The following is a 15328-nucleotide window of genomic DNA, read 5'->3' on the forward strand; positions in this document are numbered from 1 at the left end:
GCAGCCGGTCGCTTCGCAGGGGTCGCGTCGGTTTTCGGCTTCGCGCCCGCCTTACGGACCGCCGGTTTGCGCCCGGATGGGGCAGCGGATGTCCCGGAAGACGCCGTTGAGGATGGGGGCTCCGAGAGGCTCTCCTGAACTGCGTCGGTCGACAGCACGGAGGCATCCATCGACTTCCCGACGAGGAATGCATCCTGCATTTCCCGGTCGGGCACGTCCTGGGGGGAATCGGGCTCGGGAGTCACTGCTACAACTTACCAACTGACTCTGGGGGATTCGAGGCGGGGCAGGACTTCTGACCGCGGAACCTGTCAAAACCCCCAGTGCTGTATTACGATCCCGCAACATAAGTGCCACGGCTCATGTCCCCAATCGGGGTGTCACGCTAACGTGGTCGATGGCATAACGGGGTGTCATTTAACCGACTTACAGGTAAATTCCACACAACATCGCCGGATACGGCGACCGGATAGCCTTAACAATCTTGAGGAGAATTCCGTGACGACCCAGGTAGTAATACTCGCAGCCGGTATGGGCAGCCGACTTGGCCGCTCCCTTCCGAAGCCGCTCACCGAACTGGCTGACGGCCGCACGATCATGCAGCAGCAGTTCGACAACATCCACCACGCGTTCGGCAAGAACGTCAAGGTGACCATCGTCGTCGGGTACAAGCTCGAGCACATCATCGAAGCGTTCCCTGAGGCATCCTTCGTCTACAACGAGCAGTACGACCAGACGAACACGTCCAAGAGCCTCATGCGCGCCCTGAACGCGTCGCAGCCGGGTGGCGTCCTGTGGATGAACGGTGACGTCGTTTTCGACCCCGCCGTCCTCGACCGCGCCGCTGCCATGATGGCCCGCGACCAGTCGTTCGTCACCGTGAACACCTCCAAGGTCTCTGACGAAGAGGTCAAGTACACGACGAGCGCCGAGGGTTACATCAAGGAACTGTCGAAGACCGTCAAAGGCGGCCTCGGCGAGGCCGTCGGCATCAACTACATCTCGCGCGACGACAAGGCGAACCTCCTCCGCCAGCTGGCACGGGTCGGCGACCAGGACTACTTCGAACGGGGAATCGAGCTCGCCATCGAACAGGACGCCCTGCTCGTCGAGCCTGTCGACATCTCGGACCTGTACGCCGTCGAGGTCGACTTCGCCGAAGACCTTGAGCGAGCGAACCTTTTCGTTTGAGAACGCTGTAAAGAAAGACCGGCACGCGTCCGTTGACCGTGCCGGTCTTTTTTTGCCGCTAGGTTGGTGGCTGTGAGTTCAACCGCCGACGTACGACCGCCGCAGCGCTCAGACCTCACTCGCTACCGCAACGCTCTCTGGCTGCTGACCAAGCGTGACCTGCGTGTCCGGTATTCGACGAGTGTGCTCGGCTATGTCTGGTCGATCCTGGATCCGCTGGTCATGGCTGGGATCTACTGGTTCGTTTTCGCCGTCGTGTTCGATCGCGGCGGCCGGATCGGGGAACAGCCGTATATCGTCTTCCTGCTCGTGGGCCTGCTGCCGTGGATGTGGTTCAACGGCGCGGTCTCCGACAGCACCCGCGCGTTCCTCCGCGAAGCGAAGCTTGTGCGCTCGACGTCGATTCCCCGCACGATCTGGGTCAACCGCCTTGTGCTCTCGAAGGGCATCGAGTTTCTCGCGGCCCTTCCCGTCCTCGCTGTATTCGCCGTCGTGAACGACGGCACTTCCCTGCACTGGGAGGCGGTTTTCTTCCCGCTCGCCATTCTCATCCAGTGCGTTCTCACCGTAGGGATCGGTCTCATCGTCGCCCCGCTCGTGGTCTTCTTCCGTGACCTCGAACGGGCAGTGAAGCTCATTCTCCGGTTTCTCTTCTACGCCTCCCCCATCGTGTACGGGCTGAGCGACCTCCCCACCGAACTGCAGCCCTTTGCGGTGTTCAATCCGCTTGCCGGAATTTTCTCGCTCTATCGGTCCGCTTTCTTCCCCGAACAACTCGACTGGTATGCCGTCGTCGTGTCCGCCGGCATGTCCCTGCTCTTCCTCGTGATCGGCTTGTGGGTGTTCAAACGATCCGAGCGCACCGTGCTGAAGGAACTGTGATGGGTGAACCAGTCATTCGCGTCGACAACGTCGGCATCCGCTTTCGACGTAACCGCGGTGGCCGCCGCAACTTCAAGGACCTGTTCTCGAACCGTGACCGGCGTTCTCGCCCAGGCGAATTCTGGGCGTTCCGCAACGTCTCGTTCGAGGTGCAGGCCGGCGAGGCGATCGGTGTTGTTGGCCGCAACGGCCAGGGCAAGTCGACCCTTCTCAAGCTTGTCGCCGGCGTCGTGCTCACCGACGAAGGGCGGGTCGAGGTCAACGGCGGCGTCGCACCGCTCATCGAGATAACGGGCGGATTCGTCAACGACCTCACCGTGCGAGACAACGTGTACCTCACCGCTGGCCTGCACGGGATGACCCGGCCTGAGATCGAGGACCGCTTCGACGAAATCATCGATTTCGCGGAGATCGGCGATTTCATCGACACCCCCTACAAGCACCTTTCGAGCGGAATGAAGGTGCGGATCGCCTTCAGCGTGATTTCCATGCTCGACGAGCCGATCATCCTCGTCGATGAAGTGCTCGCCGTCGGGGACCGCGGTTTCAAGGAGAAGTGCTACCGCCGCATCGAAGAGTTGCTGGCAGGAGGGCGCACCCTCTTCTTCGTCTCACACAACGAGAAGGACCTGCGACGTTTCTGCACCCGCGGCCTGTACCTCGACAAGGGCAAGCTCCAACTCGACGGTCCGATCGCCGACGTCCTCGACCGATACAACGCCGAATACCACCGCTGAGCACGCAAGGGAACCCTTGGGCCTGCCCTGCGACTTCCCAGCGCGGAAACCTAGACTGGGACCCCAACGACGTCGCAGGGGGACTCCATGACCACATCAGGCGAACAGATGAGAATTCTGGATGCCACAACGCCCGGATCCGAAGCGGAACCCTCGCCCTTGTGGTTGCGCGGCGTCGACCGCGCGCTCTCCGTCCAGCGTCCTGTGGTCGTTGCGCACATCCGCGCGTTGCGGCGCGCGCATCCGAACGCCACCCCGGCGCAGCTCGTCAGGATCCTCGAACGCCGTTACCTCACGGCCGTCACGAGTGGAGGCGCCGCGGTCGGTGCGACAGCCATGGTTCCCGGCTTCGGCACGGCGCTGACCCTGGGTCTCGCTGGAGCCGAAACCGTCGGATTCCTCGAGACGACCGCCCTGTTCGCCCAGTCGGTCGCTGAAGTACACGGGATCACGGTCGACGACCCGGTGCGAGCGCGCGCTCTCGTGATGACGCTCATGCTCGGCAAGGCTGGAACGGACCTGGTTCACCAGTTCGCGGGGCAGGCGCTCCACGGCGGGCCGACCCGGCCGGTGTTCTGGGGTGAGATGGTCACGCGGAAAGTGCCCCAGGCGATGATGGGCTCTGTCGTCGACGGGCTCAAACGCCGCTTCTTCAAACGATTCATCCTCAACCAGGGATCATCGCTCGTCGGGAAGGCGATGCCGTTCGGAATCGGAGCGGCCATCGGCGGCGCCGGAAACAACTTCGCGGGCCGCCAGGTCGTTCACGCGGCGCGATCGGCTTTCGGCCCAGCACCGCTCTTTCTTCCCCTCGAACTCGAGCCACGGGAACGAACGGCTCGCCCGACGATCCGTCAGCTCCGCGAGCGGCTGCCCCTGGGCAGAAGGCCGCGACGCCGCGACGAGGGTTTGCCTGAGGCCTAACGGAGGTCGTCGTCGTCTTCGCCGGTTCCGTGGGCTTGCGTCAGGTCGGCTGAAGCCTCTGCAGTCTGAACCGAACCCGTCGGCGAAGCCGCAACGGACCTGAGCTGTGTGGCCTCGTCGCCGGCGTGCATGGCGGCGTACCGGTCCCACTCCCCCATCAGCTGCTCGACGGCATCGTGAAATCGTTGGGTCGCCGCGCCGGGCGTGGGGTCCCCGAAGTAATGACGCACCCAGAAATCGAGCCGTCCGACGGTCTCCGGGTCGTTCAGTACCCGGTCGGTCAGGGCGACGATCGAGGACGCCTCCGTCGCGTCGAGCCATTCACACGCGGAGAGGTACCCGTTCGTGTCCACGAGAGCCTCAGGGTCGGCAGGGCGGGTGACCAGGAGCGGTTTTCCGCTCGCGAGACGGTCGTAGACCATCGCGGAGATATCGACCACGGCTACATCAGCCGCCGACAGCTGCCAACCCAGCTCGGAGCCGGTGTCGTGCACATGGTGCGCTGCCGGGTCGGCGGAGTTCGCGGCGGCGAGCATCCCGATGATCTCGCGGTTCGCGGCAGCGTAGGCGTAGTCGGCGACGCCGCTTCGAGGGTGAGGGCGATAGATCACCCGGTGCGTGCCCGTAGCGAGCAGCGCGCGGACGAGCTCGACCCCATGCGAGGCGATCGAACCGTAAGCGGCGGCACGGCGGTCGCCTTCCCAGGTCGGCGCATAGAGCACGACGGTGCGCTCGTCAGGCGTGTATGGGAGCGCCCCTGAGTAATGGTCGGCCTGCGGTCGGCCGATCCGGATGGCCCTCTTGTCGAAGTCGTAGTCCCAGAGGACCTTCCGGAGGCGGGCGATTGCAGCGTCTCCAGCGACGAAGCTGTAGTCGTAGGCCTTGAACTGGTTCGTCGTCATGTACATCTTGTCGCTCTCACCGTGGTTGATGAAAACGTGCCAGCGCTGGCCGTACCGGAACATCTGGAAGTTCTTGGTGTTCTGGTTGACGTAGAACACGATCCGGATGTCTTGCTCTTCCAGGGTGCGTTCGAGCGCGACGACGGTGCGCACATAGGCCACCGGCAACGGTGACTCCTCGAAGAGCCTGGTGGCCGCGGTAGCGCCCCGGCTGAGCACCACCACTGGCCAGGTGCGGCCGAGCACCTGAAGCGGCTTGTACCACTGTCGGATCTGGTACATGTTCACTTCGCCGTCGGCGAAGTAGACCGCGATCTTGTACTTATTTGCCTCCAGCCCAGGCAGCTGGGCCAGCCTTTGCGAGAGTTCGGCGCGTGCGCGGCGATTCGCCAGAAGGTCTCGCCCGATCTTCACTGCTTTTCGCGCGTCCCTCAATAAACCCATGAGTACCAGCGTAACCAACTAGATCACCGGCGGTCGGCCGGCTCGGGCCATCCGCCACACGGTTGACCACCGGAGCGGCCGTCGTTCGCCCGGGTTCGTGCGCCAGCCCTCACGCCAACCGCCGAACCAGGCACCGAGAGCCGCCCGCTGCCGCCGCCAGCGCAGGATCTGGACGCCGGTCCACGCGCCGACGTACAGCGGAATCAGTGGCAGGGGAAGGTTGCGGCGCGCCAACCACACCCGGTTCCTGGCGTTGAGACGGTAATACTCCGGGTGACGTGTCTGTATGACGACGGGATGGTGCGCCTCGAGGTTGCCGGCGTACCATGCCCGTTTGCCCTGGTCCCACACACGCCACGCCAGCTCGATGCCTTCGTGCGCGTAGAAGAACGGTGACGCCCAGCCACCGGTGGCGTCGAAGACATGCCGCGGCAGGAACACGGCGGCTTCGAGGCACGAGAAGACGTCGCCGGAGTCTCGCGCGTCCCCTTTGCGGATGCGCGGTATCCACCGTCGTGGTGCCGGTTCCCCTGTCGGGTCCGTCAGCCGAGGCTGCACCAGGCCGACGCCCGGGTCCGCGCCGACCAAAGCGACGCAGGATTCCAGGAATCCGGCATCCGGAAGGAACGCATCGTCGTCGAGGAAGAAGATGTACTCCCCCGAGACCTCGTCAGCGCCGCGGTTACGACCGGCGGGGATACCGACGTTCTCGGGCAACCCAAGTCCGCGCACACCCGCCGGCAGTCCCTCAGGCTGCCACCCGTTGCCGACGACGACGACGTCGAGGACGACGCCCGTCTGCGCCAGCACGCTTCGAATGCCGCGCTCCAGGTCGTCCGGGCGTGTCCCCTGCGTGAGAACGACGACCCCGACCTGCGGGGTCGGCTCAGGCACGGACGCGTTTCGACGACATGATGGCTACGAAATGCCCGAACAGGGTCACCGTGCCGAGGACCAGGAGAATAACGAGCACGCCGCGCATGGCGACCAGCTCGCCGACGAACAGCCCGACGACCGCTGCGACGAAGATGACCATCGTCAGCTCGACCGAGTGGAAGATCCGATGGAACGGCAGGAATTTCGCTACCCGACGTGCAGCGGCGAGCAGCCCTCCGCTGGGCGCGGATTCACCCTCGGTGTACGTCAGCTTCGGCGCACCGTAGTTGGCGCGGGCCACCCGCACCATGTCGTTCAGAGCCTTGTTCAGCACGATGACCAGCGCGAGGAGGGCGCCGAGGGTCGTGTACACGTAGTCGGTGGGCGTCTCGAACGGGTACCCGGCCGCGCGGATCGCCAGTGCGAGCGGGATGAGGGACTCGGTGGAGTAATGGCCGACGGCGTCCAAGAAGGCCCCCGCGGGCGAGGACGTGCGGCGCCACCGGGCAACTTCACCGTCGCTGCAGTCGACGAGCATCTGCAGCTGGCCGAGGATCAGCCCGAGCAGGGCACCCCAGATACCGGGAATGAGGAGCGCACCAGCGACAGACCAGCCGGTCAGGATCATCAGGCCGGTGACGCCGTTCGCAGAGATGCGCGTGCGGAGCAGCAGCCACGTCAGGTACGGCGAGAGGTCGCGCAGGTACAGTGACGCCGTCCAGTGCTCAGCATTGCGGCGCCCCCGCACCTCCGGCGGTTGGGCGATCTCTCTCAGTTCCGCGATCGAACGCGGTTTGAGCGGGTGTTCAGTCGAGGCCTCCGACACTCGCCCCTCCGGTTCTCTCGTTTTTCAGCGCTGAGATGTTGCTGGCCAGCGACAGGAAGCCGAGCACGAAACCGACTCCCCAGCAGAAATGGATACACGGCAAGACTACGAGAAACCAGAGCTGAGATCGGATGCCGTCCCGCCGGGCGACGAGAAGGGTCGCGAGCACCACGAGGACGAGATACAACGCGGGTACGAGCCAGCCCAGAAGCAGAGGTGTTCTCATGCCGGTCGCCGCCTGCACCAGGCCGACGATCCCCAGAAGCACACCGATCCCGACGCCAAGGACCATCACAGGCGGTGCGAAGTACCGGAGAGTGTTCGCGCTCGGGAACCGGCGAGTCAGCTCGCCGCGCCACAATCCTGTGGAGAAGAATTGCCTCGCCAGTGCGGTGAAGCTCGGCCGTGGTCTGTAGGTCACCTTGAGTTCCGGCGTGAACCAGACGGTGCCGCCCGCCGCGCGGATCCGCCGGTTGAGCTCCCAGTCCTGGCCTCGCTTGATGCGCTCGTCGAACATGCCGACGCGCTCGAGAGGTTCGCGGCGGAAGACTCCGAGGTAGACGGTGTCGGCGGGCCCCTGGGCTCCGCCGACGTGGTGCGGGGTGCCGCCGAGCCCTACCCGGCTGCCGTAGGCTCTCGCCACCGCGCGCTCGAAAGGGGTGTTTCCCTGGGCGTCCATGATCCCGCCGACGTTGTCGGCGCCGGTACGCTGGATCGTTTCCACGGCGATGCGGGCGTAGTCCCGTGGCAGCACCGAGTGCGCGTCGACGCGGATGACGATCGGATGACGGGTGGCGGCGATGGCGATGTTCAGCCCGGCAGGCGTCGAACCCACCGGGTTGGGAAGCACGCGGATGCGGGCGTCGGCCCCCGAGAGCTCATCGACGAGCTCGTTGGTGCCGTCGATGGACGGGCCGACCGCGATGGCGACCTCGAATGGACCCGCATAGTCCTGGTTGAGCAGGCTGTCGACGGCCGCCCGGACGTGGGTCACGTCGTTGAGAACCGGCATGACGTATGAGACTCCGACGAGTTCGGCGCTTGCGCCAGTCGATGTGCTCTCGGGCATGGTCTCCACTCGATGAATTGGTCGGTTGAGCCTATCAGGGGGTCTCGACGGGCTCCTGATCCGACGACGCGAAACGCCCGCGAGCAGAGCTCGCGGGCGTTCGAAGTCGGTGTCTGCGACTGGTCAGAGGACGAGTTCCCCCAGCGTGACGTCGACCGTCTTGGTTTCATTGCCCCTGACGTAGATCACCTCGGCGGTCGCACCGGCCGCGAGCGCCCGGACCTGGGCAGTGAGGTCCGTTGCGTTCGTGATCGGTTTGCCGTCGAAACTTGTGACGATGTCGCCTGCGGCGAGCCCCGCGTTTGCGGCGGCCCCGCCTGAGCTGACGTCACTCATCAGCGCACCGACGACCGAGCTGTCGGCCGCTTTGGCGGCGTCACCGACGCTGGCGCCGAGAAGACCGTGGGATGCTTCACCGGTTTTGATGATCTCGTCGGCGACCCGCTTGGCGATATTCGATGTGATGGCGAAGCCCACTCCGATGTTGCCGCTTCGATCTCCGGTCTGCGATCCTCCGGCGCTTGCGATCGCAACGTTGACGCCGATGAGCTTCCCGTCGCTGTCGACGAGGGCGCCGCCGGAGTTACCCGGGTTGATCGCCGCGTCGGTCTGGACCACCGCGAGGGAGATCGATGACTGAGCCTGAGCCTGATCCTGCCCGGGGAAGTTGAAGAAGGGATCGCCTGATCCGTCATCCTCTGTGGTGTCATTGGGCACTGCAGACGACGCGACCGTGATGCTGCGGTTCAGTGCACTGACGATGCCGTCTGTCACCGTACCCGCGAGGCCGAGGGGCGCGCCGATGGCCACGGCCACGTCGCCCACGTTGAGCTTGTCGGAGTTCGCGAACTCGATTGGCGTCATGTCGCTGGCGCCCTCGAGCTTGATCACGGCGAGGTCATAGATCGGGTCCGTGCCGACGACTGTGGCTGAATACAGTTTCCCGTTGTTATCGGTGACCTGGATCTTCGCATCGGACAGCTTGCCGTCGAGTGTGACGACGTGGTTGTTGGTCAGGACATAACCGTCCTTGCTGAGCACGATGCCAGAGCCACTTCCGCCGCTGTCTGAGCTCTGCACAGCGAGGGTGACGACGCTCGGCGAAGCCGTGGCCGCAATCGCCGTTGCCCTCGTGACATCGGATGTGTCGTTGATGGTGATGTTCCGTGGCCCTGTGGCGCCGGTGCTCAGAGTGGTTCCGTCGTTCTCCATGAGCAGTGCGGCGGTGCCTGCTCCGGTCGCGCCGCCGACGAGTGCACCGACGGCGAGGCCGGCGACCAGCAGTCCGACGGTGGAGCGGCGTTTTGCCTTCCCCGCCGGGCGGGCCTCGCCTGGCACGCCATGGGTCGGAGCACCGAAGGGGGCGGGATACGGGTGTGTGTTCTGTGCGTTCTGAGGGTAGCGCTGGCCGGAGAACTGCTGGTGGGTTCCGGCGAACGCCGGGTACGCCTCGGTCGGCTGGCTTGCGGAACCGGTCGGCTGGTCGTGCGGCCCGACACCGAAGCCGGATGCTTGCGGGGAGGCGTCCGTCGGCGCGGTGTCGCCGTGCTGCGGCGGTGCATATTCCGGGAAGTACGCCGGCGCCGGCGGAATGTTCTCGTTGGGGGCAGGAGCCTGCCAGGAGTTGGAAGCCGTATCAGCATCGGGGGTCGTGCCGGCGGCGTCATGTGGATCCCGAGAGTCGTTCGGGTCCTGGGGGTGTTCGTTCATCTGATGCTCCTTCCAAGCACAGCCAGCTTCCACGGTCCAACTGTGCGTTCGCTATGCGCACTCTGTGAGCGAACTTGGCCTCAGCCGTGACTTGCTGCGGCGCCCACGCGGCCTGTTTCAAGCGTACGACCTGCACCCGAGGGCACGAACCTGCCGACTACCTTTGGTAATGACGTTGACTTTCGGCGACGCCTAGGTGAAGGGAGCGAGAATGGACGAGCACGGAGGCTGGCAACGCACGGCGGCTGGGGCAGGGCTCCTCGCACCGGATGGCTCGATCGCGGCGACCATCTTCGCCGAGATGAGCGCGCTGGCAGCCCGGACGGGCGCCCTCAACCTGGGCCAGGGATTCCCCGATGAGGACGGCCCCGAAGAAGTTCTCGAGGCCGCGAGGGAAGCCATCAGCAACGGGGAAAACCAGTACCCGCCAGGGCGTGGAATCCCGGACCTGCGGCTCGCCATCGCTGAGCACCAGAAGCGCTTCTACGGCCTCACCCTCGACCCTGACACAGACGTCCTGGTCACCGCGGGCGCCACGGAAGGCCTGGCCGCTGCGATCCTCGCGCTGGTGGAGCCGGGCGACGAGGTGCTCACCTTCGAACCGTTCTACGACGCGTACGGCGGACTGATCGCCCTCGCCGGGGCTGAACACCGAACCGTGCAACTCCGCTGGCCGACCTTCCAACCCGACCACGACGAGTTGCGCCGTGCCGTCAGCGACAGCACACGGATCATTCTCGTCAACAACCCTCACAACCCGACGGGGGCCGTCCTCGACCGCGCCACGCTCGAACTCATCGTCGAGCTGGCTCACCGCCACGACGCCATCATCGTCACCGACGAGGTTTACGAACACCTCATTTACGGCGCAACGCACATCCCGGTGGCGTCGCTGCCTGGAGCGTGGGAACGGACCGTCACCCTCTCGTCTGGAGGGAAGACGTTCAACACCACGGGCTGGAAGGTCGGCTGGGCTACCGGTCCCGCTGCGCTCGTGACCGCGGTGACGACCGTCAAGCAGTACCTCACCTACGTCAACGGCGCGCCGTTCCAGCCCGCCATGGCGACCGGACTCCGACTGCCTGACAGTTTCTTCCGGGAAACGGCAGCGAAGATGCAGGCTAAACGGGATATCCTCGCGGACGGGCTTCGCGCCGCAGGCTTCCCACTGTCACTCCCGTCCGCGTCCTACTTCATCGTCGCGGACGCCTCGGCTCTCGGAGTCGAAGATGCGGCAGAATTCTGTCGCCGGCTCCCGTCGCTCGTCGGAGTCGTCGGCATCCCCATCACGGCGTTCGTTCACGCCGACCGCCACCCGGACTACCGTTCGCTTGTGCGGTTCGCGTTCTGCAAGAAGGAATCAGTGCTGCAGGAGGCCGCTACCCGCCTTGCCGCCCTCGGCCGCGATTGACTCAGTCCGTCGACCCGGTCAACGGCACGACAGCGTAGCGGCGCAGATGCAGGGCCGGATTGATCGCGCGTACCTCCGCAATCATCGAAGCGGACGCGAACCCGACCGCGACATCGGTCTCCGTCCCGATCCCCGCAAGCTGTGTGCCCGATGGATCGATCAGCATGCTGTTCCCGACGCCGGTGGGCGGAGCGTGGTCTGCTGCCGCCATGTAGATGGTGTTTTCGATGGCCCTCGCGGTCACCAGGGTGCGCCAGTGGTGTTCCTTGAGCGGGCCTCGCACCCATTCCGCCGGAACGAGAACCACGTCGGCTCCAGCATCGACGATGCGCCGGGTCACCTCAGGGAATCTGATGTCATAACAGGTCTGGATGCCGAACCGAAGGCCGCCGACCTCGAACAGCTCGGGGTCGTCGAGTTCACCGGGGACGACCCAGTCGCTTTCCTTCTGCCCGAACGCGTCGTAGAGGTGCTGCTTGCGGTACCTGGCCACAAGTTCCGCTTCCGGCGACAACACCACGATCGTGTTCGCGAACTTCGACGGAGCCTCCGTGCGCTCGACGAGTCCCGCTGCCACGTGGATGCCCAGCTCCTGGGCCACACCGGCCAGGTACTGGACGAAGGCGCCCCCGAGTGACTCGGCATGGTCGACGAGATCTTGCCCCATCGGTTCGCTGAAATAACTCGAGTATTCGGGGAACACCACGACGGACGCTCCACGCTCCACAGCGCGTTCCGCGAGAACGCGAATGGCGAAGAGGTTCGCCTCCGCATCAGCCCCTGGCGCGAACTGAGCGACGGCCACTCCCACGGGCGCATGTTCGATCATCGCCCCAGCTTAGGCAACGCGCTGGAAAAATTGTCGGCCCGGCCTGGCGCGGGTGTGGCCAGAAGTCGTGCACAATAAGTGCATGGGATACCTGGTCTATGGCGATGGCTCTGAATATGAAATTGACGACCGGGCCCTCGCGCACCTCAAAATCGTGATCGGCTCGAAGCTGAGGCGACAGGAGGGGTTCTTCGTCAGTTGGGAACACACCCCGGAAGAAGGCTCCGGCCGGGTCTCGGTGTGGGTTTCCCCTTCGATCCCGATCCAGTTCCGCTTCGTCGGCAGCAAGACTCCCGAGCTGAACCGGCAATGGCTTGAGGTCCTCGCCGATTCCTCCTTCGGGCCACGGGGCCTGCATCTGCTCAGCGAGGCAGAGGCCACGAAGCAGGCTGCTGCGCGCAAGGCCTGACGGCGATCAGGCGCACGCCCGCCCCTCGGAGTTACCTGTGCGTTTGCATGGACTCGACTGACGGTCGACCGTGGGCAAACGCGAGGATTCGTCATAATGTTGCGTCCAACCCCCTTTTCGGGTGTCGATATGGTCGCGCGATGCGCTTAAACGCGGGCATTTTGCGTCCGTCGTCGTTACCAATCCGTTAACTTAGGTCGTTTTCGAGGTGAAATATCACCGCAATTCCCGTAGGGTCTAAGTAGTCCCAATGGCTCGTACTGAGCCGAAGGACCGTGCGTGAGATGCCCCTTCTCGTCTACTTACGCGGTCACACACGATTCTGCTGCAGACGAGGCAGCGTCATTTGGCATGTCGCTTTGGGGCGCCGGAGAACAAACCTTGGCGAATGCTGGTGATCACCTGTCTGAAACTGGTCCGTTGACCCGTCGCGATCGACAGCGAAGCATCCGGGAGACCACCCTCAAGGCGAACGCCCTGCCCAGCCGGCGGAGCCTGCGTGAACGTGCCGCAGCGGATGCAGCGGCGCAGAACACGCCCCCGCCCGCTGATGAGGCGTCCGCGCCCGTCGTTGTCGAGCCGACTCCCCCGCGCCGCCGCCGCGACGCCAGGGCTGCAGTGAGGGCCGAGCGCCCCACGAGCCCGGAGGACGTGCCCATCGTCGAAGAGGCGATCGCACCGGTGTGGGCGGACCCGACCGCAAGCGACGCGGAGTCGGAAAACCCTGTCCTCCCCCAGCCCCCTGCCGGCACCCACGATGCACCCGTACCAGCGGATACCTTCGTACCGTTGCCTTCCGCCTGCGACTCGTCCTCGATCGCTGCGGCGTTCATCGCGCCGCCGAGCGCCTTCCACCGGCCCCAGTTCGCTTCCGCCTCCGACGCTGCACCAGTTCCAGCACCACGAGCGGTTCCGCACGCGAGTACACCCAGGACCTCCCGCTGGCGCTCGCTTCGCTCCCCCGCGATCATCGCACTTGCCGTCCCCGCACTGCTCGGCACCGTGGCGCTTCCCGCCTACGCCTTCTCCCCCGGAGACGGCTCCGCGGCGTCGATCACCGATGCCAACGCCGCCCTGACACATGACACCCTCGCAACGCAGTCTCTGAGCGTCAGCGAGAACGTCACCCTCGCCCAGGTCGAGCGCGATGGCTACTCTGCGACCTCCGCCGAAGAGCTTGAACAGACCTATGCCGCCGCTGGATACGTTTACGACAGCGCAGCATCGCTTGCGGGTTACCTCGCGCCGTCCACGAGCGGCTGGTGGCGTCCGCTGCCTGGCGAGATCACATCGAAGTACGGCCCCCGCGGCCTCATCTGCAACAGCGCCGGCTGCTCGAGCGCCTTCCACGAGGGAATCGACTTCGGCGGCGCGTGCGGGACGCCGATCAAAGCAACCGCCGCCGGGACCGTCAGCTTCACCGGGAACGCTGGAGCCTTCGGCAACCGAGTCATCATCGACCACGGCAACGGCCTGCAGACGATCTACGGCCACCTCCTCAGCGGCTCTTACAGCGTCTCCGTCGGCGACGTGATCGAAGGCGGCACCATCATCGCCGAGGTCGGCGCCACCGGTGTCGTCAGCGGCTGCCACCTCGACCTCAAGGTCTCGGTCGACGGGGAACACACCAACCCCGCACCCTTCCTGCGCGAACGCGGGGTCACCGTCTGATTTTCGGCGTGTCTTCGGACTTGCCGTCTCGCGCGACACGTTTTTGCTTGCGATTCTGACTTGAACCGGCAATGATCGGCACTACCCGTCAGAGCCGACGGGTAGATCAAACGATCGGTACGCCGGATCGTTCATCTAGCCGATGAAAGAGTCGCTATGGGTACCCTGACCTACGACGGCGTGGTCGTCGAATTCGACGACCGGCTGCTGGCGCACCTGCAGATCGTCATTGTGCAGAAGCTCCGGTGCGGCGAGAGCTTCCTCCTCTCCTGGAAGGATGCCGTCAGCATCGGCAACGGACGGAGCTCGGTCTGGCTGCACCCATCGATCCCGCTGTACTTCAAATTCTGGGGAAGTCGGCCGCCGACGATCAACCGGCAGTGGATCGCCGAGCTCACAGCATCAGCGAACAGCGCCCACGGACTCGTCGTCTTCGGCGAGGACGGTTCACACCAGCCCACCGCAGGCCGCGGAGGCGAGCCGAATTCGCAACACGGAATCGGGAATCCTGACGAAAAACCACCGACCGAGTTCCGTCCCCCTGAGCAACACGCTCCGTAGGACATTCCCCCGGGAAGTCAAGCCCTTGTTGGCGCGCGAGAAATCCCGTTTGCTGTAAGTGATCATTCACTGAAACACCGGTCACCGATGACTGCGCTGGTGGAAGATCCCAAACCCAGGAGCATGAATGACCATCGAAGCTGTCCACTCAACTTCGCGCACCGAAGCGCCTGAAAGCACAGTCTGGGTACCCGTCGCGACGGGCCTCTGGGCCGGCAACACGGCAGGCAACTTCATCGGATTGATCGAGAAGGTCTCCACTCACGGCTACGCAGCCAGGAACGGGCGCAGTGAGCCACTCGGCCTGTTCAGCAGCCTGGCTGAAGCGAAACGGGCGGTCCAGCGTTCCTAGCGGCTGACGCCTCGCTCGACCCCAAACACGAAGGACCGGGATCCGAATCCCGGTCCTTTGTCGTGTCGGCATCCTCTCCGGCCATGTGGTGCTCCCTTCACAAACGGAACGTCGAGCGGGAGAATCTGTGCTGCTCCTGATGCGGTGCCCACGAGCACGTCGTCGTGGTTTATGGCCTGCTCATCTCCTGGTCGTCTCTCACGCCCCAACCGGACCCTGACCTTCACCTTCCTGCTCGGGCTCCTGCTGGCAGTCGTGGGACGCCTGTTACGTGGCGTCGCCATGTGGCGCTTCAATATCCTGCTTCGCGGCGCGCGGCGCGTGGACTGCCTGGAGCACGCTCGACGGGCTGCGTGAACACTCGAGAGTCGCAGCTCCGGCCTGACCGAGACGGGACGGCACGGCACGGGGCAAAGCAAAAGGCCCGGAATCTTCACGATTCCGGGCCTTCTTTGTTGCGGGGGCAGGATTTGAACCTACGACCTCTGGGTTATGAGCCCAGCGAGCTACCGAACTGCTCCACCCCGCGGCACA

15 protein-coding genes, 1 tRNA gene and 1 pseudogene are annotated in these 15328 nt (G+C 64.8%); 9 read left to right on the plus strand and 8 right to left on the minus strand.

Features of this window, described 5'->3' with window-relative positions; all coding sequences use genetic code 11:
• A pseudogene (locus JWP90_RS13005) lies at positions 1 to 245 on the minus strand (hypothetical protein); the annotation flags it as partial.
• Between the two features lie 253 nt (positions 246 to 498).
• On the opposite strand from JWP90_RS13005, the gene JWP90_RS13010 reads away from it, so the two are divergent.
• The 4 genes from JWP90_RS13010 (at position 499) to JWP90_RS13025 (ending at position 3734) form a co-directional block, all read left to right on the plus strand.
• Positions 499 to 1191, plus strand: a complete 693-nt coding sequence (locus JWP90_RS13010; protein WP_297365025.1) for a phosphocholine cytidylyltransferase family protein — start codon at positions 499 to 501, stop codon at positions 1189 to 1191.
• Positions 1192 to 1263: 72 nt separating this feature from the next.
• A complete protein-coding gene (locus tag JWP90_RS13015; protein ID WP_297365028.1) occupies positions 1264 to 2073 on the plus strand; it encodes an ABC transporter permease in 810 nt (269 codons plus the stop codon).
• Positions 2073 to 2810: an ABC transporter ATP-binding protein gene (locus tag JWP90_RS13020; protein ID WP_297365031.1), complete on the plus strand. Its 738-nt coding sequence runs from the start codon at positions 2073 to 2075 to the stop codon at positions 2808 to 2810. The genes JWP90_RS13015 and JWP90_RS13020 overlap by 1 nt, the downstream gene beginning before the upstream one ends.
• 87 nt (positions 2811 to 2897) lie before the next feature.
• Positions 2898 to 3734 (plus strand): hypothetical protein, encoded by an 837-nt coding sequence (locus JWP90_RS13025; RefSeq protein WP_367182734.1) that lies wholly within the window; start codon positions 2898 to 2900, stop codon positions 3732 to 3734.
• On the opposite strand, the gene JWP90_RS13030 is transcribed toward JWP90_RS13025, so the two are convergent.
• From JWP90_RS13030 to JWP90_RS13050, 5 genes are all read right to left on the minus strand, one after another.
• Positions 3731 to 5080 carry a CDP-glycerol glycerophosphotransferase family protein gene (locus JWP90_RS13030; RefSeq protein WP_297365034.1) on the minus strand — a complete coding sequence of 450 codons (1350 nt, stop codon included), beginning with the start codon at positions 5078 to 5080 and terminating at the stop codon, positions 3731 to 3733. The two genes, JWP90_RS13025 and JWP90_RS13030, sit on opposite strands and share 4 nt — an antisense overlap.
• Positions 5081 to 5098: 18 nt before the next feature.
• On the minus strand, positions 5099 to 5974 hold the full coding sequence (locus JWP90_RS13035; protein ID WP_297365037.1) for a glycosyltransferase: 876 nt from the start codon (positions 5972 to 5974) through the stop codon (positions 5099 to 5101).
• Complete coding sequence (locus JWP90_RS13040; RefSeq protein ID WP_297365040.1) at positions 5967 to 6782, minus strand: CDP-alcohol phosphatidyltransferase family protein; 816 nt, start codon at positions 6780 to 6782, stop codon at positions 5967 to 5969. The genes JWP90_RS13035 and JWP90_RS13040 overlap by 8 nt, the downstream gene beginning before the upstream one ends.
• A complete protein-coding gene (locus JWP90_RS13045; protein WP_297365043.1) occupies positions 6763 to 7851 on the minus strand; it encodes a glycosyltransferase family 2 protein in 1089 nt (362 codons plus the stop codon). Before JWP90_RS13045 ends, JWP90_RS13040 begins: the two co-directional genes overlap by 20 nt.
• A gap of 123 nt (positions 7852 to 7974) precedes the next feature.
• Positions 7975 to 9561 carry a trypsin-like peptidase domain-containing protein gene (locus JWP90_RS13050; protein WP_297365045.1) on the minus strand — a complete coding sequence of 529 codons (1587 nt, stop codon included), beginning with the start codon at positions 9559 to 9561 and terminating at the stop codon, positions 7975 to 7977.
• Between the two features lie 211 nt (positions 9562 to 9772).
• Between JWP90_RS13050 and JWP90_RS13055 the strand changes: the two genes are divergently transcribed.
• Positions 9773 to 10972 (plus strand): aminotransferase class I/II-fold pyridoxal phosphate-dependent enzyme, encoded by a 1200-nt coding sequence (locus JWP90_RS13055; protein WP_297365048.1) that lies wholly within the window; start codon positions 9773 to 9775, stop codon positions 10970 to 10972.
• 1 nt (position 10973) lies between these two features.
• Here JWP90_RS13055 and JWP90_RS13060 read toward each other — a convergent pair whose 3' ends face one another.
• Positions 10974 to 11801 (minus strand): carbon-nitrogen hydrolase family protein, encoded by an 828-nt coding sequence (locus JWP90_RS13060; RefSeq protein ID WP_297365052.1) that lies wholly within the window; start codon positions 11799 to 11801, stop codon positions 10974 to 10976.
• An 82-nt stretch (positions 11802 to 11883) separates the two neighbouring features.
• Here JWP90_RS13060 and JWP90_RS13065 point away from each other — a divergent pair, with 82 nt between their 5' ends.
• The 4 genes from JWP90_RS13065 to JWP90_RS13080 all read left to right on the plus strand — a co-directional run bounded on the left by JWP90_RS13065 (position 11884) and on the right by JWP90_RS13080 (position 14794).
• Positions 11884 to 12210: a hypothetical protein gene (locus JWP90_RS13065; RefSeq protein ID WP_297365055.1), complete on the plus strand. Its 327-nt coding sequence runs from the start codon at positions 11884 to 11886 to the stop codon at positions 12208 to 12210.
• Between the two features lie 420 nt (positions 12211 to 12630).
• Positions 12631 to 13881, plus strand: a complete 1251-nt coding sequence (locus JWP90_RS13070; RefSeq protein ID WP_297365057.1) for a peptidoglycan DD-metalloendopeptidase family protein — start codon at positions 12631 to 12633, stop codon at positions 13879 to 13881.
• A 156-nt stretch (positions 13882 to 14037) separates the two neighbouring features.
• Complete coding sequence (locus JWP90_RS13075) at positions 14038 to 14442, plus strand: ATP-dependent DNA ligase (RefSeq protein WP_297365060.1); 405 nt, start codon at positions 14038 to 14040, stop codon at positions 14440 to 14442.
• 127 nt (positions 14443 to 14569) lie between these two features.
• Positions 14570 to 14794, plus strand: coding sequence for a hypothetical protein (locus JWP90_RS13080; RefSeq protein WP_297365063.1), 225 nt, complete (start codon positions 14570 to 14572; stop codon positions 14792 to 14794).
• A gap of 455 nt (positions 14795 to 15249) precedes the next feature.
• Here JWP90_RS13080 and JWP90_RS13085 read toward each other — a convergent pair.
• A tRNA-Met gene (locus JWP90_RS13085) sits at positions 15250 to 15323 on the minus strand.
• Between the last annotated feature and the right edge of the window lie 5 nt (positions 15324 to 15328).

The sequence above is a fragment of the Mycetocola sp. genome (assembly GCF_025464835.1).
In the GTDB taxonomy this organism is placed as follows: Bacteria; Actinomycetota; Actinomycetes; order Actinomycetales; family Microbacteriaceae; genus Mycetocola_A.

What these genes read in the sequence shown, in the direction of transcription:
- JWP90_RS13020 (WP_297365031.1), top strand. Translation starts at nt 2,073, where the DNA reads ATGGGTGAACCAGTCATTCGCGTCGACAACGTCGGCATCCGCTTTCGA.
- JWP90_RS13025 (WP_367182734.1), top strand. Translation starts at nt 2,898, where the DNA reads ATGACCACATCAGGCGAACAGATGAGAATTCTGGATGCCACAACGCCC.
- JWP90_RS13030 (WP_297365034.1), bottom strand. Translation starts at nt 5,080, where the DNA reads ATGGGTTTATTGAGGGACGCGCGAAAAGCAGTGAAGATCGGGCGAGAC.
- JWP90_RS13045 (WP_297365043.1), bottom strand. Translation starts at nt 7,851, where the DNA reads ATGCCCGAGAGCACATCGACTGGCGCAAGCGCCGAACTCGTCGGAGTC.
- JWP90_RS13050 (WP_297365045.1), bottom strand. Translation starts at nt 9,561, where the DNA reads ATGAACGAACACCCCCAGGACCCGAACGACTCTCGGGATCCACATGAC.
- JWP90_RS13055 (WP_297365048.1), top strand. Translation starts at nt 9,773, where the DNA reads ATGGACGAGCACGGAGGCTGGCAACGCACGGCGGCTGGGGCAGGGCTC.
- JWP90_RS13060 (WP_297365052.1), bottom strand. Translation starts at nt 11,801, where the DNA reads ATGATCGAACATGCGCCCGTGGGAGTGGCCGTCGCTCAGTTCGCGCCA.
- JWP90_RS13065 (WP_297365055.1), top strand. Translation starts at nt 11,884, where the DNA reads ATGGGATACCTGGTCTATGGCGATGGCTCTGAATATGAAATTGACGAC.
- JWP90_RS13075 (WP_297365060.1), top strand. Translation starts at nt 14,038, where the DNA reads ATGGGTACCCTGACCTACGACGGCGTGGTCGTCGAATTCGACGACCGG.
- JWP90_RS13080 (WP_297365063.1), top strand. Translation starts at nt 14,570, where the DNA reads ATGACCATCGAAGCTGTCCACTCAACTTCGCGCACCGAAGCGCCTGAA.